This is a genomic window from Virgibacillus sp. Bac332, from assembly GCF_003667785.1.
Lineage (GTDB): Bacteria > Bacillota > Bacilli > Bacillales > Amphibacillaceae > Virgibacillus > Virgibacillus salarius.
Window position 1 is genome coordinate 1,351,187 of record NZ_CP033046.1, and the last position, 26,190, is coordinate 1,377,376.

General features: G+C 36.6%; 19 protein-coding genes and 1 pseudogene. 14 read left to right on the forward strand and 6 right to left on the reverse strand.

Annotated elements, in window-relative coordinates:
* The first annotated feature begins 455 nt into the window (after positions 1–455).
* Both D9782_RS06490 and D9782_RS06495 read left to right on the forward strand, forming a co-directional pair.
* Complete coding sequence (locus tag D9782_RS06490) at positions 456–1,811, forward strand: IS1182 family transposase (RefSeq protein ID WP_121604341.1); 1,356 nt, start codon at positions 456–458, stop codon at positions 1,809–1,811.
* 551 nt (positions 1,812–2,362) lie between these two features.
* Positions 2,363–2,578: a hypothetical protein gene (locus D9782_RS06495; protein WP_121603973.1), complete on the forward strand. Its 216-nt coding sequence runs from the start codon at positions 2,363–2,365 to the stop codon at positions 2,576–2,578.
* A 195-nt stretch (positions 2,579–2,773) separates the two neighbouring features.
* On the opposite strand, the gene D9782_RS06500 is transcribed toward D9782_RS06495, so the two are convergent.
* On the reverse strand, positions 2,774–4,132 hold the full coding sequence (locus D9782_RS06500; RefSeq protein WP_121604346.1) for a transposase: 1,359 nt from the start codon (positions 4,130–4,132) through the stop codon (positions 2,774–2,776).
* A 402-nt stretch (positions 4,133–4,534) separates the two neighbouring features.
* Here D9782_RS06500 and D9782_RS06505 point away from each other — a divergent pair, with 402 nt between their 5' ends.
* The 5 genes from D9782_RS06505 to D9782_RS06525 all read left to right on the forward strand — a co-directional run bounded on the left by D9782_RS06505 (position 4,535) and on the right by D9782_RS06525 (position 8,954).
* Complete coding sequence (locus D9782_RS06505; protein ID WP_121604347.1) at positions 4,535–4,912, forward strand: GntR family transcriptional regulator; 378 nt, start codon at positions 4,535–4,537, stop codon at positions 4,910–4,912.
* Complete coding sequence (locus tag D9782_RS06510) at positions 4,912–5,793, forward strand: ABC transporter ATP-binding protein (RefSeq protein ID WP_026682095.1); 882 nt, start codon at positions 4,912–4,914, stop codon at positions 5,791–5,793. The genes D9782_RS06505 and D9782_RS06510 overlap by 1 nt, the downstream gene beginning before the upstream one ends.
* Positions 5,774–6,382, forward strand: a complete 609-nt coding sequence (locus D9782_RS06515) for an ABC-2 transporter permease (RefSeq protein ID WP_121604348.1) — start codon at positions 5,774–5,776, stop codon at positions 6,380–6,382. Before D9782_RS06510 ends, D9782_RS06515 begins: the two co-directional genes overlap by 20 nt.
* A gap of 356 nt (positions 6,383–6,738) precedes the next feature.
* Positions 6,739–7,326 carry a TetR/AcrR family transcriptional regulator gene (locus D9782_RS06520; RefSeq protein WP_026682097.1) on the forward strand — a complete coding sequence of 196 codons (588 nt, stop codon included), beginning with the start codon at positions 6,739–6,741 and terminating at the stop codon, positions 7,324–7,326.
* A gap of 146 nt (positions 7,327–7,472) precedes the next feature.
* Positions 7,473–8,954 carry an MFS transporter gene (locus D9782_RS06525; RefSeq protein WP_205601751.1) on the forward strand — a complete coding sequence of 494 codons (1,482 nt, stop codon included), beginning with the start codon at positions 7,473–7,475 and terminating at the stop codon, positions 8,952–8,954.
* Positions 8,955–9,318: 364 nt separating this feature from the next.
* On the opposite strand, the gene blaI is transcribed toward D9782_RS06525, so the two are convergent.
* From blaI to D9782_RS06540, 3 genes and pseudogenes are all read right to left on the reverse strand, one after another.
* Positions 9,319–9,711 carry a penicillinase repressor BlaI gene (gene blaI / locus D9782_RS06530; protein WP_026682098.1) on the reverse strand — a complete coding sequence of 131 codons (393 nt, stop codon included), beginning with the start codon at positions 9,709–9,711 and terminating at the stop codon, positions 9,319–9,321.
* A gap of 95 nt (positions 9,712–9,806) precedes the next feature.
* Complete coding sequence (locus D9782_RS06535) at positions 9,807–11,576, reverse strand: BlaR1 family beta-lactam sensor/signal transducer (protein ID WP_121604350.1); 1,770 nt, start codon at positions 11,574–11,576, stop codon at positions 9,807–9,809.
* 336 nt (positions 11,577–11,912) lie between these two features.
* Positions 11,913–12,062: pseudogene (locus D9782_RS06540) on the reverse strand (IS110 family transposase); the annotation flags it as partial.
* Positions 12,063–12,139: 77 nt separating this feature from the next.
* Here D9782_RS06540 and D9782_RS23765 point away from each other — a divergent pair.
* The 3 genes from D9782_RS23765 to bla all read left to right on the forward strand — a co-directional run bounded on the left by D9782_RS23765 (position 12,140) and on the right by bla (position 15,535).
* On the forward strand, positions 12,140–12,271 hold the full coding sequence (locus D9782_RS23765) for a hypothetical protein (protein WP_255637589.1): 132 nt from the start codon (positions 12,140–12,142) through the stop codon (positions 12,269–12,271).
* 57 nt (positions 12,272–12,328) lie between these two features.
* Positions 12,329–14,404, forward strand: coding sequence for a peptidoglycan D,D-transpeptidase FtsI family protein (locus D9782_RS06545; RefSeq protein WP_121604351.1), 2,076 nt, complete (start codon positions 12,329–12,331; stop codon positions 14,402–14,404).
* Positions 14,405–14,605: 201 nt separating this feature from the next.
* Positions 14,606–15,535 (forward strand): class A beta-lactamase, encoded by a 930-nt coding sequence (bla, locus tag D9782_RS06550; RefSeq protein WP_026682102.1) that lies wholly within the window; start codon positions 14,606–14,608, stop codon positions 15,533–15,535.
* 422 nt (positions 15,536–15,957) lie between these two features.
* Here the strand turns inward: bla and D9782_RS06555 are convergent, their stop codons facing one another.
* Positions 15,958–16,836, reverse strand: coding sequence for a LysR family transcriptional regulator (locus tag D9782_RS06555; RefSeq protein WP_121604352.1), 879 nt, complete (start codon positions 16,834–16,836; stop codon positions 15,958–15,960).
* Between the two features lie 101 nt (positions 16,837–16,937).
* Between D9782_RS06555 and D9782_RS06560 the strand changes: the two genes are divergently transcribed.
* Positions 16,938–18,119 (forward strand): MFS transporter, encoded by a 1,182-nt coding sequence (locus tag D9782_RS06560; RefSeq protein ID WP_026682104.1) that lies wholly within the window; start codon positions 16,938–16,940, stop codon positions 18,117–18,119.
* Between the two features lie 149 nt (positions 18,120–18,268).
* Here D9782_RS06560 and D9782_RS06565 read toward each other — a convergent pair whose 3' ends face one another.
* Positions 18,269–19,024, reverse strand: a complete 756-nt coding sequence (locus D9782_RS06565) for a metal-binding protein ZinT (protein ID WP_121604353.1) — start codon at positions 19,022–19,024, stop codon at positions 18,269–18,271.
* Between the two features lie 443 nt (positions 19,025–19,467).
* Here D9782_RS06565 and D9782_RS06570 point away from each other — a divergent pair, with 443 nt between their 5' ends.
* The 3 genes from D9782_RS06570 to D9782_RS06580 all read left to right on the forward strand — a co-directional run bounded on the left by D9782_RS06570 (position 19,468) and on the right by D9782_RS06580 (position 26,175).
* The gene (locus tag D9782_RS06570; RefSeq protein WP_121604354.1) at positions 19,468–20,646 is read left to right on the forward strand and encodes a multidrug effflux MFS transporter; all 1,179 of its coding nucleotides are present in this window, start codon (positions 19,468–19,470) and stop codon (positions 20,644–20,646) included.
* Positions 20,647–21,046: 400 nt separating this feature from the next.
* Complete coding sequence (locus tag D9782_RS06575) at positions 21,047–25,246, forward strand: endo-alpha-N-acetylgalactosaminidase family protein (protein WP_121604355.1); 4,200 nt, start codon at positions 21,047–21,049, stop codon at positions 25,244–25,246.
* A gap of 368 nt (positions 25,247–25,614) precedes the next feature.
* Positions 25,615–26,175, forward strand: a complete 561-nt coding sequence (locus D9782_RS06580) for a GNAT family N-acetyltransferase (RefSeq protein WP_121604356.1) — start codon at positions 25,615–25,617, stop codon at positions 26,173–26,175.
* The last annotated feature ends 15 nt before the right edge of the window (positions 26,176–26,190 follow it).

Consider the following 26,190-nt stretch of genomic DNA (forward strand, 5'->3'; position numbering starts at 1 on the left):
AAGATTGTATAAACTATGATTTTGCGATGTATAATACAGTTGTGAGTGGATTCGTCATATCTTTGATGAGTTTCCTGATGTATTCAAGAGCGAAAGAGTCCTGGATTTGGTTGTTATTATTTCAGGGCTCTTTCGTTTTTTTAATGAACTTTTCTATATTATCAATATTACTCCAAAGAAAATGTTAGTTGTGTGCTGTTTATATGATATTCTGTGATTCATAATCCAAAATATAAATTTCTAACTTTTTTTGTCAAACCATAATTGGGTACCTCAATTCCAATTTCCAACTTTATTTTTTCATACATAATTCTAAATTACTACTCAAATTAGTGAATTTCATAATTATGAGCCTTTGCGGCTCAATGGGTTTAAGACATAAAAAATGGAGTACCTCCCCAAGTCTAGTATAATGGTAAGTGACCAAACTAACCAAAAGACTGGAGGGACTCCCTATGTCTATTATACGACAAGAGAGCTTATTTGACATCTATGACTTATTGGAAATGGAACCTACCCAACGTTATGAAGCAATCATTTCAGAAATAGATGTGGACGCAATCTTATATCAAGTGAACAAGAAATCAAGGCTTGGAGCACCGGTCAAGCTCAACTATGCCGCAATGATTATCTCATTATGCGTTCGTATAATTGAACGTATTCCAACAATTAAAGACTTGATTAAACGTCTGAAAGACGACCCACTGTTCAAATGGAACTGCGGATTTCTTGTATCTGATGAGACTCCTTCGGAGGCTGCTTATTCTCGATTGATCACTAAACTCAGTGATTCTAATACACTTGAATTAGCACAAGAGACAGTTTTATTTCAAGCGATTGCAGAAGGTTTCATTATCGATGATACCGTTGCAATCGATGCAACTCATTTTGAAGCACGTGATCAAGCTCCAGCTAAAGAAGAAAAAACAAAGACAGAACCGAAAAAACGTGGTCGTAAATCAAAGGCAGAACGAGAACAATGGTTGGAAGAACAAGCTAAAAAGGAAGCAAGCCTTCCACTTTACGAAAAAAAGATTGAAGCTCAGTTACCTGTACCACTAACAGAACTGAGGAACGAAGTTCCTCAAGATCCGAAATGGGGCATAAAGAAAAACAGTGAAGGTAAAAATGTGTTCTGGTATGGCTATAAAGGACATCTAGCAGTTGGCACATCAAGTCAATACATTTTGCAGTCTTTGTTTTCTTCAGGCAGTTTAAATGATGGAAAAGCAGCCATTCCTTTATTGAAGGGCATTCATGAACGTCTATCTCTTTCATCTTTACGTTATCAAACAATGGATGCTGGTTATGATTATGATCCTATTTATGTCCAAGTAAACCGTATGGGGCAACAATCAGTAATAGCTTACAATAAGCGAAATGAATCTGATCCCATTGGATTCGATAAACACTTTGCACCTACCTGTTTTCGAGAACATTCTTATCGTTATGATAGCTTTGATACCAAATATGAAACCTTGAAATACACACGACCAAAGGAATGTAAGGATTGTCCGCTAGCAACCGAAGGTCTATGTCAAAAGATTTACAAGGTGAAAATAACTACCAACCTTCGAAGATATACAGCACCTGCACGAGGGTCAAAAGCATGGAAATCCATTTTTAAACGGCGTACTGCTGTAGAACGTGTGAATGCTTATCTCAAGGAATATTATCAACTAGACAATATCCGTTACCGTACTGGAAAACGAGCGAAGGTTCATTTTGACATCGTAACGCTTATTTATAATGCATCAAAACTAGCCAGTGATCGTATTAATTCAATGCTTCATCAAAATATAGCTGCTTAGATTAATTTTAAAAAATATTTTTGAGAATTCTGCAGCTCTTTGATTTTATTAAAAAAGTAATTATGAAATTGAGTCAAATCAATAATAACGGTAATTTTGGTTTCCAACTTTATTTGTCTTTAACAATAAGGTTTCCCTGTAATTGTTTTTTACAATTTGTGACTTAGCTTTACAACGAAGGGCAAGAAGATAGCGTATATATATGTTTCTGTGATATCAATTAGGATCGAGAACGTACCAAAGGTACGCTTTCTCGGTTCTTTTTTTTAAGTTAAGAAAGTATAAAATCAGTGCAATGACTGCGTTAAGCGAAGTAGTTATTTTGAAATGTTTGATGTATATTGGCAATGCTCCGACTAATTACTTCGCTTTCCGCGGGCACGGCCTCAACTAACTTTGCAAAGAAGAACACGTTGCAAAGTGGATTTTCGGCTCGCGCAATTCCCGCAGGAGTCTACGTAATTAGTCTCCGCTATGAGAAGGTGCAACAATTCTTGTCATAAGTAATAGGTTGACTTTTTTTACAATGGGTAAAGTGAAAATCGCTATCCGTGAGTATAAAAGCAGCTGTGTTACTTCATGCTAGCGTTGTAGAGCCTGATAATAGCGAAGGCCGGCCACTTCAACTCCTGTGGGAAATGTTTGACCTGAAGATCCACTTTTTTGAGCGGGTTTTGCTAAAAAAGTTAGCTGAAGGACAAACCCCACGGAAAGGGAAGTGGGCAGCCGGAGTGGTGGTCAAGCAAGCAGTAGCTATTATTCCATAATAGCTACTAGAGAAAGCGTAAATCTGAGCATTTAGTGATAAGGACTGAGCGAATTTTGCCCGGTTTTTCTTATCTATATTAAAACTGTTTTCGTTTTTTTTATCTTTTGAATCAATTTCATAATTGCTGTTTTTAAAAATGCATAGAGTTGTTCCTTGATGATTTTTAAGTTTTTTTAATAAAGATCAATTTTATTTATGCAGCTTTTAGCGTCTTATGTTTCATTTCTAGTCTAATCCGATCCGCGGCTAATCTCGAGGCATTATAAACAAGCGTCACTAAATGGAAGTGAAGCCTTGATTTTTTCCCGGTTCGGTGACGGACATTATTCAGTCCAAAGAATTCTTTCAAATAGGCATTAACACGTTCGACAGCGGTACGTTCTTTGTACAGTTCATCCCATTTTTTCGATCCCCTTGCGGGATTGGTGTACTTTCGGATATCTGTAGATTGTCTGATTTTAAAAGTCTTTTGACAAAGTGAGTCGTGTTGTAATGGGCACGTTGCACATTCCTTCGGACGTGTATATTTCAATGTCTTGTATTTTGGATCGAAGCTGTCGTAGCGATAGGAATGCTCTAGGACACAAGTCGGTGCGAAGTACTCGTCATAACCAACCGTCTCTCCTTCGTTACGTCGGTTATATGGAATGACAGCTTGTAGATCCTGATCGATTAATTGTTGATAGATTGGTTCATAATCGTAACCGGCATCGAAAAGGCCAGCAGTAAATAAAGACGGAAGATCGCGATTAATTTTCTTTAATAAAGGGATGGCTGCCTTTCCATCATTGAGGCTACCGGACGTCATCATCCCCGCAAGAATGTACTGGCTTTTTGTGCTAACGGCTAAGTGACCTTTGTAGCCAAACCAGAAGATGTTTTTTCCATCACTGTTTTTCTTGACTCCCCATTTTGGTTCGATGGGGGCTTCATTCAACAACACTTCCACTGATTCAGAAAGCTGATGAACAATTTCTTTTTCATAAATCGGACGCGCTTCTTCCTCGGCCTGTTTTTCTTTGAGCCATTGTTCACGCTCAGCTTTTGGTTTGCGTCCGCGCTTTTTCGGTGTTGTCCTTTCTTTCTTATCGGATGTATGAGCGCGATCTCTTGCCTCGAAATGAGTAGCGTCAATAGCGATGTTTTCTTCGCCGATATGCCCTTCATCGATGGCAAGAAAAATCAGCTCATCATGGATATGTTCCATCTCATCTGATTCACTGATGATAGTAACCATTCTTGAATAAGAAGCTTCAGAAGGAATTTGGTCAGAGTGAAGAAATCCACAGTCATATCGAAAAATAGGATCACGTTTTAAACGCCTAATCAGGTCTTTGATTGTTACAATTCGCTCCACCACACGAGCGATTAATGAGTAGATCATGGCACCGTAATTCAGTTCTCTTGGGGCACCAACTTTATTAGGTTTATCAAATAAATTCAAGATGGGATCCAAATTGATTGTTGAAAAAACAGCTTCAAAATGATGGGTAGGTTCCATCTCATATAATTCGTGTATGTCAAACAAGCTTTGTTGTCGTATAATAGACATAGGGGCATCTCACCTCTCTGTTTATGTTTGTGTGGTAACTAACATTATACAGGATTTGGGGAGGTGCTCTAATTTTTATGTCTTTAAAGTCTTGAGCCCCAAGGGCTCTATATTATGAAATTAACTCTTTTAATTTTTATTTTTATTTTCCTTTAATCCGTTCTCGCTTGATTTTCAGCCTCATTATTTGGCTTTTTACGTTTGACGTGTTTGTCTACGATATGCTTCCAGTTATTTTTCACGTTCCATCTATCCATTCATTGTGGTTCCACTATCAATTGTATCCGTTAACTGTAAGATAAAATTTTCTATTTACTCATTAAATAATATTGTAAATCAATTACCTTTTGTGTATTATGTATATAAAGTATATATACAATATATCTAAAAAGAGGTATTTGCATGCAAATTATAATTTCAAATAATGTAAAAGGACCTATTTATGAGCAGATTTATACGCAAATAAAGAAGCATATTTTGACCAATGAATTGCAAGCCGGACAGTCTTTACCTTCCATGCGTCAATTAGCTAAGGATTTAGACATAAGTGTCATTACAACTAAACGAGCATACGAAGAACTAGAAAAAAATGGTTTTATCTTTTCGATAGTTGGAAAAGGCTCCTTCGTATCTGAGCAAAATAATGAGATAATTCGAGAACGAAAAATGAAAGTGATAGAAGAGCAATTAATGGACGCCATTCAAAATAGTAAAGAAATAGGTCTAGAGTTAACAGAATTAGAAGAACTGCTTAGGATGCTCTTTAAGGAGGAAGCATAATGGAAAGTGTAATTGAGCTAAATCAGGTAAATAAGTCGTTTAACGGATTTCAACTAAAAGACTTATCTATATCGGTTAAGAAAGGCTTTATTACTGGTTTTATAGGTGGTAATGGGGTTGGTAAATCCACGACGATCAAGTTGATTATGAATTTATTACAACCCGATAGTGGAACTGTTTCCCTTTTCGGCTTGAATTACAAAACACATGAAAAGGAAATAAAACAACGAATCGGCTTTGTGTTCGATGGTAATATCTTTTATGAAAATAGTACATTGGCCGACATGAAGCAAATGATTAGCCCCGCTTATAAAAATTGGGATGATTCCATTTTTGTTCAGTATGTAGATATGTTTGAGCTGCCACTAAAGAAAAAAATAAAAACATTTTCAAAAGGGATGATGATGAAGGCTTCTTTAACCTTTGCATTATCACACCATGCTGATCTAATTATTATGGATGAACCAACATCTGGTTTAGATCCAATCTTTCGCCGAGAGCTGCTGGATATTCTTCATAATCTGATGCAGGATGGTGAAAAGACGATATTCTTTTCAACACATATTACGACAGATTTGGATCGGATAGCGGATTATATCACCTTTATTCATAATGGACAGCATCAATTTACAAAAGCGTATTACAAAATCGAAGAAAACTATGCAATTGTGAAAGGTGAGACAAACCTATTAGATCGGGATACAGAACAGGAATTTCTAGGGATTCGTAAGACAAATTATGGTTTTGAGGCATTGACGTCGAATAGACAACGTACAGAAAATATTTTTGGCGATACGGTCGTTATCGAAAAGCCGACACTTGAAGATATTATGCTATATACAAAGAAAGGAAAAGAACGTTATGCTAAATCTTATTCGTAAAGATATTTTATTACAGAAAAATGGAATCTTAATTCTGTTACCTGCCTTATTTATCTATTTGTTTTTTGGTACTTCTATTACCTGGGGAAGTATTGTATTTTCTATTGTAATCATTATGGATGTTTTTTCAAAGGACGAAAAATCGTCAACAAATTTACTGTTGAACGCTTTGCCTTATACACGAAATGAAATAGTTAGTTCGAAATATATTGGTGCCATTATATTAATGACTTTCGTTCTCCTAACTATTTCTGTTGGAAATTGGATTATACATAGCGAAATGGTGCAATGGAAGCAATTACTTTTGATTACAAGTATTGTCGTCATCTTTATTTCATTTGCTTTTCCTTTCTGTTATCTTTTTAAAAGTCGTTATTTAATGAATGCGTCTATTGTTTTGTTTTGTCTTTATCTTGTTATCGTTAATACATTTATCGTAGATTTGAATGATCGAATTAGAAATATCGTGCATACAATCTTGTCATTAGAAAATACGCAGCTGTATTTATTCGTGACCTTATCAGTCGTTCTGCTTTACGTTATCTCATGGATACTTTCTATTCGTATTTATAGAAGAAAAGTATTTTAATGGTGTTGAAAAAGGGGTATTTAACTTGTTTTCAACAGAACTTTAATTTTCCATATTGTAACTCAGTTAACGGTGATAATGGAGTAACAAAAGAGTAGTATGTCGTTTCATGTTTTTAATAACCTACGAACAGTGCAAAAAAGGAGTGAATTCAATTTGGACCCACTCCTTTTTCTAATCAATAGATTTCCATTTCCCTGTTTTATCCCGCATATAACTGACAGTAAGACCCTCACTGATTGAAAGCTTACTTTATTTACTCATAATGAAAACTTGACAAATAGCTTATGATGCATTAATATAAGAAAAAAACAATGTTAGTTGTTAATAACTATCATGAAAGGAGTAGTTGTTATTTGAATGAAAAAACTAAAAGTACCGCAGATAAAATCCTATCAGCGACAATCCAATTAATGTCTGAAAAAGGGTATAAAGCCGTAACAATTAAAGAAATTGCAGCAAATGCGGGTATGAGTGAAATGACTGTTTTTCGAACCTTTGGAACAAAAAAAGCAATATTAGAAGCCATAATCGATAACTACCTATACACAGGGCCTATAGAACAACAGATCCAAAAAAATATCACATTTAATTTAGAAGAGGATCTACTAATGATAAGTATGTTGTATCATGAACTATTGGCAAAAAATAGACAAATTTTCTTAATTTCCATTATGGAACGTAAAACAATGCCCGATATTCATGTGAATGTCCACAAGAATGCAGCTAAATTTCTAAAAGTAGTTATCGACTACTTAAAAGTGATGCAGGAAAAGGGCAAGGTAGTTGATGGAGACCCAGAAATTCAAGCGTTAACATTAATGCAATTTAACTATGGGAAGTTTGTTGCTGAAACACTACTGGAGGACTCGTCCTCTACATTACCACAGGAGGATTATCTTCGAGAGGCGATAACTATAATTGTTAAGGGATTAAAGCCTTAATTTTTTTTACGATTCAATGTTAGTTATCACTATCTAACATTGAAGTGTTTTCGTTTCTTTCCCTCATTACATAAACTTAATGTTAGTTTCTAATAACTAACTGACAATGTTTAACATAAATTAAATATATATAAGGAGTGTGTTGAATGAAAAGAATGGAAGATAAAGTTATTTCGGAGATTAGTGGGCAGCGCCGTTCATATCCTACTGTCACGCTCATCGTTGTGCTTGCTGGAGTGCTTGTCATAGCAATGTCAATTGCTGGAACAGCAGTAGCAGTTCCACAAATAGGCGTTGATTTGAGCGTATCCGGTGCCCCTTTGCACTGGGTGGTTGCAGCTTACAATCTAACATTTGCTGCTTTTACGCTAGTATTTGGATCGCTGGCGGATTTATTCGGCCGTCGGCGTACATTTATCATTGGATCGGCTCTTTTTGTCATTGGATCGCTTATTAGCGCAATCTCGAATAATATTTTTCTGATGGACGCTGCTCGTGCACTAGCTGGCATCGGTGGTGCAGGAGTGATGGCAAGTGGTGGTGCAATCCTTGCCACTACATTCAATGGTCCAGCTCGTATGAGAGCATTCGCTGCGTTAGGAACGATGGCAGGTGTAGGTATTGCCATTGGTCCATTTTTGTCTGGTTGGTTAGTTGGCGAGTTTGGGTGGCGTTCCATCTTTCTTATTTATTTAGCCATTGGCGTACTGATTCTGATTGGTACTTTGTTCATATCTGAGTCGCGAGGAGCTCAGAGCGTCAAAGTAGATTGGCCAGGGATGCTTACTTTTATCGTAGGGTTCACGCTAATAATGTTTGGCATCATGCAAGGGCCAGAGATTGGGTGGGGAAGCCCGGTAATTCTTACAGTGTTTGTGGTTGGAATAATATTACTTTCAATTTTCGTTTTCGTTGAGCGACGAAGTACACATCCTGTTCTTAACTTAAAGCTGATTAAAAATACAAGATTTATGGCTTGGTGTATTAGTACACTTATAACATCAGTTGGTTTTCTCGGTGTACTGGTCTTCCTTCCAGTCTACTTACAAGGGGTGAATCAGATCTCTGCTGAAGAGGTTGGTGTTATTATGCTGATACTAACGGCACCAGTATTAGTGATTCCCCAGCTTGGTGGCTGGTTAGTAAATCGGGGCGTTTCCACTCCGGCTCTTATTGGGCTAAGCCTTTTGTTAATAGCTGCTGGTAATGCCTGGTTAACGGTGATTCATCCAGGTGTAAGTACAAGTGATTTATTTGGTCCCTTGCTAATGATTGGAGTCGGAATGGGAATTTCATTTGGTATTACCGATGGCCAGGCTATGAGCCTCGTAGACCAAGAGCAAGTTGGAATGGCGGCAGGTTTCCTTAATACTATTCGAGGTGGTTCTGAAGCATTAGTTATTGCTGTGTTTGGTGCAGTATTAGTCACATTGCTTCAGGTACGGGTGAAATCAGCTGAGCTTGCAGAGCAAGTAGCAGCAGGGGTTATTACTAGTTCAGACTTAGGATTTCTCTCTGAACAGTTCACCGAAGCATGGCAAGTTACACTATGGGGCGTAGCTGCAATTTGTGCTACGATGGCAGTTGTCGTTTATGTAATGCTTGTAGTGCCTAAGCGCTATTCATAGGAATAGTAGTTATTCAAGATTTTAGTATACAAACTTGTAAATGATAAATCTAAAGGAATTTAACTATCGAGTCAATAAAATGTCGAAGATCTATAAATGTTACTATTTAATTTCCACTATAGGCGGAGGCTTTTCACATACTGCCTAAAAGCCTCCTTGTCACTTCTTACCTAGTCATGCTCTCCTGCGTATTTGGTTCCTATTTATAGTAACATTACAAAACTAATGTACTTCATTGTATGTTACAGTGATGATATTTGGTTTACTAAGAACGGTGGAATAAATAAATTAGCTACGGTTATACAAAAACTCTAAAAAATGTACGATTTGACTTATACCTATTTTTTAATAGTTTTCATGTACGTCATTCATTTTTCTTTTTTGTAGGCTTTTCATCCAGAATGGACCTTAACTCCTTAATATCATCTTCTGATAAAGAATCTTCCTGGATAAACTGTACTAGCATTGATTTTAATGTTCCACCATAAATTCGCTGAATAAAGGACTTTGCCTCTGCATGTTGACAATCATCCTGGGTGTAAAGCGGAAAAAAGGTGTATACTCTTTGGTTTTTATTTACTCCGACAACCTTTTTATGAGCAAGACGATCCAAAAGTGTGCGTACTGTTTTCGCCTTCCAGTCCTTCTGTTCCTGCAAGGATGAAATGACTTCGTTGGCTGTCTGTGGGGACTTTTCCCAAAGCACATTCATGACTTCCCATTCTGCTTCCGATATACTAGGTACTTTATTTGTCACACTAATCTCCTCCTGCTTAAAATGCGCCCGTTTAATGTACAAAAATTTTTAGTATGTGTATACTAGGCTTTTTCAATTAGCATTAACCTTAAAAGCTAATATATATCCTTATCTCTTAAAATGGATAATGTTATTTCAGCTGCCTTACTTCCGTAGGAGCTTGCTTCATTTTGTATGTTCGTTGCAAAGAAGAAAGTATCCGCTTCGGTCTCGACATATCCTATGAACCAACCACTAATATTTTTGCCATTGACACTACCTGTGCCAGTTTTTCCTGAGAGTATCATACCATCTTTTTCCTCTAATTTAATTGCATCTTTTACCGTTTGGATATTCTTATCTTTAAATCCATATTTGTTTGTATAAAAGTCTTTCAGTGCATTTACTTGTTCGATTGGAGATACTTTCAAGGAAGACTCCAGCCAATAGTTGGATAATCCAGCAGAAATATCTTTATTACCATAGTTTATTGTCTTTAGATAAGCTTGGATGTTGTCTTTAGAAACATGTTGATCCAATCTTTGAAAATACCAAGAAACAGAATTTTTCATTGCTGTAGTTAAATTTTGATCCTGATTCCAAGAATCATATGGATATTGCATCCCATTCCACTTTAACGTGGAATTTTCGTTTGTTATGACATTTGATTCTAGTCCAAATAATGCGCTATAAATCTTATACGTAGAATTAGGAGAAACTCTTAATGTGCTTTTCTCTTCATTATAAATACGATATGTCTCATCTTGTATACTATATAATACAAAGCTTCCTTCATAACCCACAAAATAGTTGCTTAAATCCTCGTAGATTGTTCGTTCATGCTTAAATTTATGATGATTATCTTCAGCTGTCGTAGCAGAAATGATCGGAATTTGACTCGTTACAAATAACCCTACAAGCATAAAGATAGCTAGACTTTTCAGCTTCAACAGCTTTGATTCGGTTGTATACGATGCAATACTTTCAATACGCCTTTTAATCTGCCTTTTTGACCCGTTTAGCTGATTTGTCAAAATAAAATGCTCTCTGCTCTGGGAGTTTTTATCAACAAAATTAATAATTGTATTTCCATAGACCCTATATTTCTGCTTATCTAATAACTTCAATACAGTAATATCGCAGGCAATTTCACGATCTAATCTCATTTCTTTAAAAGCAAACCAAACGAATGGATTAAACCAGTAAACAATTTGATACATGACAACAAGGTAATTTATTGCAATATCTTTATATTTATAATGATTCAGTTCATGTAGCAAAATGTATTTAATTTCCTCCATCGATAGCCATTTTTCAAAATGGCTTGGCAATACAATATAAGTTTTAAATAGACCAAATGTCATAGGGGATTTGACAAGCGGGGATATTCCTATATTTATTTGTTTTGTTACATTTAACCGTTGTTTACATTGTTCAAACAAACTTAGAATTTCATTATTCCCAATGCTATACGTAGCGCGCTTTATTTTTTTAAGTTTTAACCACGAATGGATTGTTAGCGCAGTGAAAAGCAGCATGCCTAGTATCCAAATTACGACTAGTATTTCATTTAGGGCTGTAAGATCCATTCGATTAACAGAGACTGAAAAGTCCTGCATCCAGTTTACCTCCGCTTGAGGTTCTTCAGCCAAAGTTGTAGATGATGGTGTTTGATTTGCTTGCTTACCATCCATCGACAAATAGTTTCCAACATGAAGGTAATGAGTTGGTATGAAAGGAAGCGTCAACGCAAATAGCAATAAAAACCATAAATGATATCTCCATTTGGCGGAGAGTTGGTTTTTAAACAATTTTCTAATTAACGTAATAACTACAACAGTAAAAGAAGACACCATAAAACTTATCATAAAGTGGATAAAATCCATGCTATTCTCTCCAATTCTTGACCATCTTAACTTTCGTAGCAATGATTACTAAAAGATAGAATCACATAATGAATATATAAAAATAGTAGCACTTCATGATTGGTTAAGCAATCTACCAAATTTATGTAAACAGTGCAATTACAAGAAGTAAACGTACAACCTATATAGTAGATCGCCCCTTCTAGATGATTGTCACAACCATATTTCAAGGGATCTTGTTTAATGATCTTTGTCCATTTGACAAAAATAGATTACGACTGTAGTATTAGACTACGGTTGTAATCTGTATGTAGTTACTTAGGTGAGAGATTGTACAAGAAGAATCTAAGCAAGCTAAGTAAAGACAAGAGCTCTTTTGTGTTGATGCTTCGGTACTTCTTCATACTTTTTCCCATAATATTCGCTATACTCAGGAATCAGCCTTCTTACCGAGTTAGCGACTTCAACTAGATAATATCGGAGATACTGATTTCCATTCGTCTTGAGACCCCACAGCGAACGTTTTTTGTGAGCAAAAGGCTCAAGCCATGCCCACGGAAAGCGTCCGTCAGGAATGAAAAGCAATGAAATGGTTTGGGAAGGATATCAGCAAAATGGACACAAAAAATCCTAAATTGCTTTTAGTAATGATGATTAAAGATGTCAAGCAGAGAGGAGGCACGGCTATGTTATCCCAAAATGGAGAAAATCCTTAAATCGCTTCAATAGGTGCCTATTAATAGAGTGATTTTTAAAGGGAGTTTGTTGAAACAATGGAAAAAAGAGATAAAAGAAAACATCCGTTTACCTTACGAGTTAGCATTTTATTTCTTCTTATATTCTTCTTATTTACAATATTAATTTTTCGGCTTGGGGTTGTACAAATTTTAAATGGAGACAGCTTCCAAGCAGAAATAGACCGAACAACTCAAGATACGACGAAAATGCCGGTACCACGTGGGAGAATATATGATCGTTACCATCGCGTTATTGTAGATAATCAACCACTATATGCGATCACTTATATGCCGGCAAAAGGGGTACAAGCACAAGAAAGATTAGAGGTCGCGGAAAAATTATCAACCTTTATTTCGATGTATCATGGCAAAAATAAGCAAGCTCAATTAGATACGCTAACCTTACGAGATAAAAAAGAATACTGGTATTTAAAGCATATAGATGAAGCAAAAAAACGATTAATGGAAAAAGAAGTAGCTAGCATGGACCCATCAGAACAATATAGTACGATTTTGAAGAGAATAAATAAAGAGGAAGTTAACGACATAACAGAAGAACAGTTAAACATTATCCTTATAAAAAAAGAATTAGATAAGGCGATGACCTTAACACCACACATTGTAAAGAATGAGGGGGTAACACCAAGTGAATTTGCCAAGGTTTCGGAACATTTACATGAGTTACCTGGAATTAATGCAACGACAGATTGGAAACGAGCATATCCTTATGGTGATACGATTAAAAAATTGTTAGGGTCCATTACATCTCATAAAGAAGGGATTTTAAAGGATAAAAAAGACTTTTATTTGACACGTGGCTATAGTCCGAATGACAGAGTTGGAAAAAGCGGATTAGAAGAGCAGTATGAGGCTGTTCTAAGAGGAAGAAAGGAGCAGATGAAGTATACGATCAATAAAAGGGGGGAAATAGTTGATTCCAATATTGTGGTTGAAGGTCAGCAAGGGAAGGATTTAGTTTTAACGATCGACATAGCACTCCAGGAAAAAGTTGATCAGATTGTACGTGATGAATTGAAAGCAATTATTAAAAAATATCCATATGAAAATCGTCATATGGAAGACGCGCTAGCCGTTGTTTTAAATCCAAAAACCGGTGAGTTGCTTGCCGTTTCTGGACAGCATTATGATCGCAAGCAAAATGCATTTCGTAATACTGCGTACAAAGCATTGTATGATCAACATATACCAGGTTCTGCTGTGAAAGGGGCAACAGTATTAGCCGGTTATCAATCGGCTGTAATAGCTCCGGGAGATACGTTTTATGATAAACCATTAAAAATTAAAGGAACACCAGAAAAAAGTTCGTATACTGATTCAAGCCTTGGCTTGCTTAATGATCAGGATGCTTTAAAAAGATCATCTAACGTGTATATGTTTTACATCGCCTTACGTATGGGTGGAGAATATCATTATCAGTATAATCAACCTGTTACATTTCAAAAAGAGGCGTTTCAAGAAATGCGGAATTATTTTTCTCAATTTGGACTTGGTGTACAGACTGGAGTTGACTATCCTTATGAGGGTACAGGATATAAAGGTCCTAATCCCGTAGCAGGTAATCTCCTGGACTTTGCTATTGGACAGTATGATACATACACCACTATGCAATTAGCTCAATATGTTTCTACGATTGCAAATGATGGATTACGTGTTCGGCATCATTTTTTGAAAGAAATTCGGCTCCCTAATCCTTCTGAAAAACAGCTCGGTTCTTTGTTTAAGAGCGTAAATACAGATGTACTGAATCGGGTTGAAATGAGTCAAAGTCAGATTAAACGTGTCCAAGAGGGCTTTCGACGTGTATATCAGGAGCCCGGTGGAACCGCATATCGCGAATTTGGTGATAAATCGTATAATCCTGCAGGAAAAACAGGAACAGCAGAAAATGAGATTAATGGCAATTATACGGAGAATCTCACTCTCATCGGATATGCACCATTTGATCATCCAGAGGTAGCTTTTGCAATTGTCGTACCACACACTGGTAAAGGCGAACATGTAAACAATAAAATAGGCGAACGAATAATGGATGCTTATTTTGAATTGAAAGAAGAACGTCGTGAACCAAAAGATAAAGAACAAACCGAATAAATGTCGATATGCTTTTGCATTAGCTAATAGTTACCCAATTATATATACACGCTTTTGCTACGATAGGCAATACTAAGACCCATATGTTGCATCTAATAATCTTGCCAATCACCTTCATGTCACGCTGTGAACGATGTAGGAGTAATCGACGAGAAGGAGTTATTAGGAATAAAAAACATATAGAAAGAAGGAAGATTTTTCATGAAAGTATGTACGCAGCTTTGCCGATCAAATAAATATAAGTGGACAGGAATTTTATTACTGTTAGCATTTATTGCTTTAGTAGGTTGCTCGAAAAATGAGGTAAGTAATCATAGTAACCAAAAGAAGCAAGAAACTGACATCAAGGCCACTTTTAGCAAACTTGAGAAAGAATTTGATGCCAGACTTGGTGTGTTTGCTCTAGATACTGGAACAAATAAAACGATAGCTTATCGCTCAGAAGAACGTTTTGCATATGCTTCAACGCATAAAGCCTTAGCGGTGGGAGCGCTGTTACAACAAAAATCAATGGAAGATTTAGAACAAAGAATTACCTATACTAAAGATGACCTTGTAAATTATAACCCAATCACAGAAAAGCATGTGGATACAGGGATGACGCTAAAGGAGCTATCCGATGCTTCTATTCGTTTTAGTGATAATACAGCAGCTAATCTTATATTCAATCAAATAGGTGGCCCTAGTGGATTGAAAGATACACTGAGGGGTTTAGGGGATGAGGTTACTAATCCCCAGCGAAAGGAACCAGCATTAAATGAATTTACACCAGGAGAAACAGCTGATACTAGCACACCAAAGGCACTTGTTACTAGCCTCCAAGCTTTCACACTTGGAGATGTACTTCCAGAGGAAAAACGAACGATATTAGTAGATTGGCTTAAGCGAAATACGACGGGAGATAATTTGATTCGTGCAGGTGTTCCAAGTAATTGGGAGGTTGCAGATAAAACGGGAGCTGCTTCATATGGTACGCGAAACGATATTGCTATCATTTGGCCAACAAAAGGTGATCCGATTGTTCTTGCCATACTTTCTGATCGGGATAAAGAGGATGCTGATTATAATGATAAGCTTATTGCACAGGCAACAAAGAAAGTAATAGAACTTCTCTATTTAGATAAAGAGTAGGTTGGAGCAATCTAAATATAACAGTAAATTTCTTTTAGACTAGAATCGGGACGTACTATTCGTATGTCTTCTCGATTCTTTTTTTGTTAGGTATGTTATAGTTTTATATTTCTTTATTTACGTATTAGAGATTTAAGCGTTGCATATAAAGGTAGTGAAAGATCTAATACTTGGTTATATCGCCTTGTGCCTATGAACAAGGGAAACGCTAAATCTTTGATCACGAACTACTTATGATAGGTATCCCATTTACCCCACATATAACTAGCAGTAAGCCCCTGACTTCAAGCAAAAAAGTGAACCCAATATTGGTAAGAGGGGGTTCGACTGCTAGCAAATGTCCGATTGATTCAATGGTCTTTAGGTCATTACTACCAATCAATGGGGATAAACAATCCTCCACGGATGGAAGTTTCACTTTATTATTTAGGTTGATCGAAAGTATGTTTAGCAACCTTAAGAAACTCTTTTACAGCGGGAGATGCATTTGAAATTGAACTGCAAGCTAGTGCAACTTCACGCCAATTAATAATATTTAATTTACCTATTTTAATAGTTTGCTGTGTTTTTAGAAATAGCGCTGGACCGATTGTAACTCCGAGCCCTTCCTGTACCATATTGGCTATTGTATTACAGTCATGTACTTCGAAGCGGATAACAGGTTTAACATTTGCTTGCTTAAACAACGCTTCTACATGTGCTTGGTACATACCTGTTGGCATGATAAAAGGTTCATCTTGTAAATCTTGCATATTTACCGTTTGTTTGTTAAAAAACTTATGTTCTGGATGAAAAGCGATAACCATTTCATCTTTTATTAGAGGTACAAGATCAAAGTCTGAGGTCGATCTATCCTCCACAACAAACCCTATGTCTATAATTCCTGAATTCAGCCATTCGGTAATTTCTTCGTATGTCCCCTCATAAAATCTAAATTCTATTTTAGGATGCTTTTTTTGAAATTTTGCAAGTATTTTTGGTAATAAACAAGAAGAGGCGCTCGAAAAAGTACCAATATGAATCGTGCCTATTTCTAGATTAGTTGCTAGAGCTACTTCCTGGTTTATTTTTTCTATATTATTTAGCACTTCTCTCATATGAGGAAGGATTTTTTGCCCCACTTCTGTAAGTGCTATCCCTTTTCGGCGATCACGAATTAATAAGGTCACACCCCATTCTGATTCCAGACTGGCAATAGCATGACTTACAGCTGATTGGGTCATATTTAACCTTTCCGCGGCTTTGGTAAAACTCCCCACCTCCATCACTTTCGTTATAATTTCAAAGCGAATAAGACTCATGAGTTATTACTCATCTCCTTCATTAAAAATATCAATTTTACTTATGTTATCACAGGGCATAAAATGAGAACAAGTCTTGAAGTGATAAGGAGCTGTAGAAATTGAATAAAAAACTAAATTTAAATATATTTTTACTTGCTTTAGGAGCATTTGTTACAGGTACTGCAGAGTTTGTTGTTTCTGGAATTTTAGAAATTATTTCTGTTGATTTAGATATAACCATTGCATTAGCAGGTCAATTGATAACCGTATATTCTTTGTCTTATGCTATAGGAGCACTCGTCTTGGTTATGTTAACTGCAACATTTGAACGAAAAAAAGTATTATTATATTCCATCTTTACATTTATCTTAGGAAATATAATTGCATGTTTTAGTTATGACTACGCTTTACTTATGATATCACGAGTTATTATGGCTATGAGTGGTGGATTGTATATTGTAGTTGCAACGAATTATGCTGCTCAAATTTCTACGCCTGAAAAAAGAGGTGGTGCCATAGCAACTGTTATCACGGGCTTTACCGTTTCGTTAGTACTTGGAGTTCCAATAGGAACATATTTAGCAGCTTATGTAGATTGGCGGTATATCTTTCTAATTATTGCCTTCATCACGGTCCTTATTTTATATTTCCTTTACAAAAGATTACCTTGGATTAAAGGGAATACGCCACTCCCTTTTAAGCAACAAATACAGATAATCAAGGATAAGCGACTATTTACAGGGTTACTAACTACCGTATTTTGGATTCTCGGATATACAATGGTGTTTGCATATATTTCGCCGTTATTAGGTACAACTGCTGGATTATCTATAGAGATGATTAGTGTCGTATTATTCGTTTTAGGTACGTTTGCTTTTATTGGCTCTCGATTTGGGGGGTATGCAGTAGATAAATGGGGTCCAAATCGAACGATATCAATTAGTTTATTCATTCACGCAATGGCTTTATTTTCTTTAACGTTTACAACGCAGTCAACAATAGGCGTTTTTATTACCGTAATGGTTTGGGGAGCAGCTACTTGGACAACAACACCTGCGAAGCAATTTTACCTTATTACATTGAAGCCGGATTCGTCTGAAACGATACTAAGCTTTAATACAGCATTGATGAATGTTGGGATGACTCTTGGGGCTGCTTTCGGAGGTATAATCATACAGTATATTTCCATTTTATATTTAAGTTGGATTAGTGGTTTATTTGTAGTTCTAGCTTTAATTTTCATTACATGTTCGTTTCACTTAAATAAAATAAAATCAACGAATGTACACATAGACAACTAGCACAGTAATGAAAAAGGGGTAATCGGATTATTGGATGGAAAGAGGTTAAGAGCTGGCTCTATCCTCGCAATTTTCCGAATACCCTAGTTATCAACTGCTACGACTATCATATTCTAATACATAATTTACATATGTCTAACCATGATTGGTTAATGTGCCATCATTTCATGGGCAATATCGTGACCATCCATTTCTGATGGATAGTAGGTTGGCCAGTTGTTGACTTCTTCCAGTAAATCTTCACGGCTGTCACCCCAATATAGGTGGTAATGCCCAGCTTCGTTCGGATAGATACTATGATCACTGAATTGAATATACTGAGGAAGCTCTTCGGTTTCTTCAACTAGTTTAAATATGTATCTTACTCCCCTATTTCCCGCGTCATATGTTAGGATTTCGTACCCATCATAGGTATATTCACCTGTATATTTATCGCCATTTTTGAAGAACGTTACCATATCCCCTTGAATTAGGATACGATCAACATCCGTTTGATAGCCTTTATTATAATATTTCTTATACGCTTCAGCTGTCTTATCACCTTCATTTTCAGCCTTATAAACGAATACCTCATCAAGCGTCCCATCTTGTAAATATGGATATACAGATTGCCAGTCACCTTCCCAATCTGAGAGTGAACGATCTTTCACTTGACTGTCTTCAAAATACCCTTCGTAAATTTGTTTTGTTTCTTCATCAAGTGCATGACTGTGGTCGTGATCATGGTCGTGATTATGATCATGCTCATTTGTATTATCAGTTGTTTGCTCTTGCTGTTTAGAAGTGTTGCCGGATGATGATTTTTCATTATCTTCCTTAGATGAGCCTGAATTTTGACACCCTGCTAATACTAGTAACGAACTAATGGTTACTATGCTAAACCATTTTATAAATGAAATACGCATAAATACTCCTCCTCATAAATCGTAATGATTACGATTTAGATTATACATATATGGAGTGCGAACGTCAAGACAAAATGTATCCATCCTTACTGAATGAAAATCTACTTTGCATAGGATAGGTGCCATGTCATCTTCATAGTCTTTCTTTTAGAAAGGGTTTTTGGATATGAGAGGTTAATAGATAACAATCCAAATATAAAAAGGGGAGAGTTAAATGAATACCTTTTAATTTGGGCTGTGACAAAACTAAAGAGGATAAAATAGCTCTTTCAAAAAAGGATAAAAACTCCTATAATATTATCAGACTATGCTCTCCTACTTTTATTGCATACGAAGGTGATTTAATAATGTTATTTTATAATCGTATATTAATAATGATACCGCCCTTCCCCTAGCTGGTCTCTTTGTTTTTAACATAGACCATGCTTGTAGGAGGGCAAAAAATGAAAAAATATACAGCACCATCTTTACTTTTAATGATTGTTCTGGTGGCTTTTCCACAAATTAGCGAAACAATCTATACGCCAGCTTTGCCGGATATTGCTAATGCGATTGGTGCTACAAATAATTCGGTGCAGTTAACCTTAAGTATTTACTTTATTGGTTTCGCCTTCGGGGTTTTCTGTTGGGGATGGGTCTCTGATTTAATCGGCCGGAGACCAGCAATGCTAAGTGGTTTAGTTTTCTATGTAATAGGAAGTGTGATGTGTTTTTATTCTGAAACCGTTACTTTCCTTCTTGTTAGCCGCTTCATTCAGGCTTTTGGGGCAGCTACTGGGTCAGTTATTACGCAAACCATTTTACGAGAAAGTATGTCTGGAAGTACAAGACATGTTATGTTTGCACAAATATCTGCAGTTATCGCTTTCACACCTGCAGTAGGTCCACTTATCGGTGGTTGGGTGGATCAGGAACTTGGGTTTAAGGCTGTCTTTTTAGTGCTTGTTATAATGAGTATTTTGTTGTTTATCTATGCTTTTTTCAGGCTACCGGAGACAACGAATGGTTTAACAAGAAAACGAGTCGCCATTTTGCCTGTTGCTAAACGAATTGTTTTTTCTCCACGTGTCTTTGTCTTTGGATTGCTAATTGGTGGTATAAACGGAATTTTGTTCAGCTATTATGCGGAAGCCCCCTTTATCTTTATGGAACACTTTCATATGTCTCCAGGTATGTTTGGTTTCCTAGGTATAATTGTGGCGTTGGCATCTATTATTGGAGCTATAATCTCAAGAAAATTATTAACCATATATCAGCCAGAGAGAATTATTCACCTTGGATGCTTCGTAATGATTGTAGGCTCTTTGTTATTAACATTGGCCGTTATTTTCACAGCTTCATTTAATCTAGCATTACTGCTAGGTATTTTAGTTGCAGTTTTTATCATGTTAATAGGAGCAGGTATTGCTTTACCAAACTGTTTGAGCCTTGCGCTTGTGGATTTTCAAGATGTTATAGGAACAGCCGGGGCAGTTTTCAGTTTAGGCTATTACATGTTAGTTAGTTTAGTAACGACGGGAATGAGTTTTCTTCATAATGGTTCATTGATTACGATGCCATTATATTTTTTGAGTATAAGTGTTGTTATGTGGGCACTTGGTAAAAAGTATATTTTGAGATAATAAAGAATTGAATTGAAGAGAAGCGCCTTGTTCCCAAGGTGTTTCTCTCTTTTTCTGTTTTAGTAACAAGTAATTAAACGGGATTAGGTAATTGGCTGCTTTTCAAATAAAAGATTCATAGAACTACTTCGCACTATCTCTTTAATGAACTAATAAATCTAATAATAAGAAATATTCATAAAAAATAGAACAACATCTTTGTTGTGAAAGCGTTTCAACAACGTTAACCTTAATTTGTAACCGTGCAATTGTAGGGAGGTTCCTGTTTTATCCCGCACATAATTGGCAGTAGTGAGGTTAAACAAAACCCCAACTGATTGAAGTTTCACTTTATGGAAATAAACCTACTTGTCCTCCCAATCTAATTTAAGTTATTAAAATAAAGGAGGTAAATGGATCAATGATAAAAAAATGTGCACAGAAAGTATGTACAGTGTTACTAGCATTTATGTTAACTGTTTCTTATCTAAGTATAATTAATCGCTCATCAGCTTATGCAGAAGGTTGGAATCAAGATACTTCTGCTGGAGATGAAACAACTGAAATCACACAGCAAAAGGGGAACAGCAACATGAGATCTGCAGTGGAGGAGAAAATTGGAAAAAAGGATAAAAATTCAAAAGAATCACCAAGCGGGGAGGGATTACAAACTATTGATTCTACTAGTAATCAGACAGAAATTAATGATGAGAACTTGGAAGAAGGGGACTTAGAAATTATTCAAGGTGACGGTACGATAACCTATCACGATGATGGGTCTGCAACATTTGGAATTACATCGAGCGGAAAAAATAAAATAGTCTATAAAAATATGGAAGAAATGAAAAATGGTATTTTTGAAGCAGACATTACATCAGATACAGATTTGAATCGTTTCGGAGTTATTTTTCGAGTACAAGATCCCTCTGCGTATACGTATGTGGGAACGGAGGATCAGAACAATCAGTACTTCCATGAGCTCTTCGGTCCAGTGAACAAATGGACTTCGCTAACGAAAGGGATGGCGATAGAGGCAGACCAAACATACCATTTGCGTGTACGATTTATTAATGATTCAGCAACGCTCTTCATTAATGATGAAAAAATAGGATCATGGACGCAGTCTGGTGGTGTAGATAAAGCGGGATTAATTGGCTTAGAGAAGAGCCGCGGAGCTGCTAATATTACGATTTCGAATGTGCATATGAAGGAGTACATGCCTCCAGATCCACCAGATCTAGAGCCAATAGAGCAGACAATAAGCTCAGATTATATGAATGTAACAATTGATGAAGTGTTTCCTAGAGTAATCAAATACTCTGTTGGTAACAGTGTAATGAATGGGCAGCTATCACCAGTTTATGGATTAAAAATAAATAATATGCTTTACTATCCTGAAGTAAGCTTTGAAAAGGTTAGTGATCAGGAAGTGATTTATACGCTAGCTGTTCAGGATAAGTTTGAGGACCTTGATGCTACGTTTACCCTTTCACTAAAAGTGAATGGCAATAAGGTTGTTTATAGCTTTGAGGAAATAAATAATAACGGGAATACCACCATTGAAACAATCGAATTTGCAGATATGAATTTTATCTCAGTAAATGCTTCGCAAGCTGATGCAAATGCTAAATTAACCAATCTCAGTAGTGATGTTACCAAGCCCGGTGATACGACTGTGAATGTAGACTCATCAATGGAGGAAATAGGAAGTTCAAAGGGGTACTATGCTGCCTTCCTGTCAACAAACGAACTAAGTGCAGGGGTATGGTCCAGTTCAGAAGTAGATGGCTACCATAACTTGATTGCCAACCGGTACGTAAATGGTAATGGTAATAAAGCGCTAGGTATTGCATCCAACGCTCTTTATTACCATAGGGAGTTTATGTCAGAACCATCCTCTAATAAGCCGACCATAAAAATTGCCATTGCAGAGGATTTAAACGCAGATAACAACGTAGATTGGCAGGACGGAGCAATTGCATACCGTGATATTATGCAGACGATTAAGGGATCGGAAAACGTAAACAATAATGTAGGCATGCGCATTGCCATGAATTTTGGCTCACAGACCCAGCAGCCATTTCTGAAAACGCTAGACAATGTTAAAAAGGTAGCACTTGCAACAGATGGATTAGGACAGGCTGTTCTGCTTAAAGGTTATGGAAATGAAGGACATGACAGTGCTCACCCAGATTACGGTGATATTGGCGAGCGTATGGGTGGTTCAATAGATTTAAACAAACTTATTGAAGAGGGTCATCAGTACAATGCGGAATTTGGTGTTCACATTAATGCCCAAGAAACGTATCCAGAAGCAGATGCTTTTAGTGACGATTTGATTAACGGTCCTAATGCCAAAGGGTGGGGGTGGTTAGACCAGTCATACACTATTGATAAATTGAAAGATTTGTACTCGGGTGCACGTGCTCAAAGATTGGATGAATTAAAAGCAGCCGCACCTGAACTTGATTTTATATACCTAGATGTTTGGTATCAGGATCAATGGGAGTCCGATCGGATTGCTGAGCAAATTGTGGACAGAGGGTGGAGGATGACAACAGAATTTGGTACAGCTGTTCCAAATTATTCCACATGGCAGCATTGGGCAACGGACAAAAATTATGGTGGCTCAGCAAGCAAGGGTATTAACTCTGAAGTGCTTCGTTTTATTAGTAATCATCAAAAAGATTCCTGGGTACTAAATTGGCCAGAAGTGGGAGGTACAGCGGATCATCCATTACTTGGTGGATTTGAGTTAGCTGGTTTTGAAGGATGGCAATCGGATAAGAACTTCGATCACTTCATTCGCATGACATTTGATACGAATTTACCGACGAAGTTTTTACAAAAATATTATGTAATGAATTGGGAAACAACAGAAGGTGACCCAACGAAAACCAATTTAGAAAAAGCAATCAAGTTAAAGGATCCAAGCAATGGAGATCAAGTTGAAGTGAGACGAAAAAATGATTCGAGAGAACGAATCATTCGTCTTAATGACAATGTCATACTTGACGGTCATACGTATTTGCTGCCATGGATCGAGCAGGATTTCGAGAAACCAACACCTGATTCTAATAAACTATATCACTGGAATTTGGAAGGTGGAGAGACTACATGGACACTTCCGAATGAATACGAGGATGCTGCGAGTCTAAAAGTTTATAAGCTAACAGATCAAGGTAGAACGGATATGCATGAGGTAGAGGTAGTTGATAATCAAATTACACTGAACGCGGAAGCAGCAACTCCTTATATTATTGTTGCTGGCGACGATCAACAAATAAAGGTTGAGGAATGGAGTACTGGTAACCATATTCATGATTCTGGGTTTAATACAGGGACAATTAAAGATAAGTTTACAAAGGTTAAAGGTGATAAGAAAGCTGTCAGTGTAAATAGAACAGACCAAGCAGAGGATGCTCGAAATTTAAGCAGTGGCGACTATTATTTGAATATGGACAGTCCGAAAAAAGAGACAATTGTAACTCGAACGATAACCGATTTAGAACCTGGAGCGGAATATGTAGCAGAAGTATATGTGGAGAACAATAGTGATGGGCAGGCTTCAATTTCTGTTATGGGTGGCGTAGAGGAGGTTAGCAATTATACATTGCGTAGCTTACAAAAGAACTACGTAAAAGCTGATTCACATGCCACAAATGATGGATACAACAGTAATATGCAGCGGATGCAAGTAAGTTTTATCGCTGAAAGTGATACAGCTATATTATCGCTTGGCCGTGAAGCCGGGGAAGGGAATACAAGATTTGATGACATCCGAATTGTGCAAAGTTCATTGAATAATTACAGCTCACCAGGTGTATTTGAACAGGATTTTGAAACAGTTGTCCAGGGAATTTATCCTTTTGTTGTAGGTAATACAGAGGGTGTAGAAGATAACCGCATTCACTTGGCAGAGCTTCATACACCATATACACAAAAAGGTTGGGCAGGCAAAAAAATAGTTGATGATGTACTTGAGGGGAAATGGTCTCTGAAGGTGAATACCGGAAACAGTGGATTAGTATACCGAACTATTCCACAACACTTTCATTTTAAACCAGGTGTAACGTATAAAGTGAGCTTTGACTATCAAACAACTGCTGATTCGTATCGCTTCATCGTTGGTGACCAAGCGATTGATGTTCGAAATATCGACAAGGCAAATGGATTAACAACGAATGAATTACTCCCAGCATCTATAAAAACAAACACAGCAGAGTTTACCATTACTGGCTCAGAAAATGGTCAAACCTATATCGGTCTCTTTAATGATGGCACATCCGTAAATATGGACACTGGGGAAGGTACATTTATATTGGATAATCTTCGCATCGAGCAGGCAGTACCAGTATCAACAATAGCCGATTTACGTGCATTAGTTGACTATTATGATGAAATTGGTGCTTTTAAAAAGAAAAGCACTGTGCATGCTTTGAACATACATCTGACCGTGGTGGAACGATTTGAACAGAAAAAAGAAGAAGAAAAGATTGTGAAACACTTGAAAGGGTTTAAGCGGTTACTTGATCGACAAAAAGACAGAGGTTATATCACAAATGAAGCTTATGGTGGCCTTATTTCTGGTACCAACAGTTTAATTGGAAAATGGCAATAGAAGACGGATTTTTACATGAGCAATTTGTATAATTTGCTTAGGATTCATTTCTTATAAATTGGCTTTGCATGCTTATTTTTATTTATATTAATTAAGGGGCTGGCATAAATGGCTTATAAGGAAAGCTTTTACTTGTGGAACACCAATTGAAGCTTTGGCAATACAATATTATTTATCTACAGAAACGGTTAAAAAAATAGTCTATTCTAGATGAATGAAAGGCACTGACAAATCACTTGTTAGTGCCTTTCATGATGTCAAAAACGTTTCATCATTGTTTTAGGCATAGCTATTTATAAAACGATCTATTTAAATAGAAGATAAGTTGATATGGTTAAGTAAAAATTATCAAAGAAGGGGTTATAAACATGATCAAAGGAAGTTATGTATACATAAGACCTATCTGTGATAGTGATATGGAAAGTATATTTAAGGGATGCCAAGAGGATGAAGGGTTATACATGACTGGCACACGTAACGTATTTACAATGGAGGAGGTGGTTAAAGCTTATAAAAGCTTTAGCCAAGATGAGACGCGTCATGATTTAGCTATTTGTTTATTAGAAAATGGCCAAATTATAGGTGATTTATCGATTCAAGAAATTGATGAACATAATAAAAAGGCAATGTTTAGAATAGCGCTTCATGGTAAGGACAACTATGGAAAAGGGTATGGGACAGAAGCTACACGGCTTGCACAAAAATTTACATTTGAGGAATTAAACTTAAATCGCTTAGAGCTGCAAGTCTTCTCACATAATATTCGTGGCATAAAGTCTTATGAAAAAGCTGGCTTTCAAAAAGAAGGCGTTTTAAGACAATCCTTATATTTGAAGAATACATATTCGGATGAAATTATTATAAGCATGCTTTACGAAGATTATGTAGCTAACTTGAGGTTCTACGAAGAGGGAGAAAAAAATAAATAATTGACTAAAGCAAGT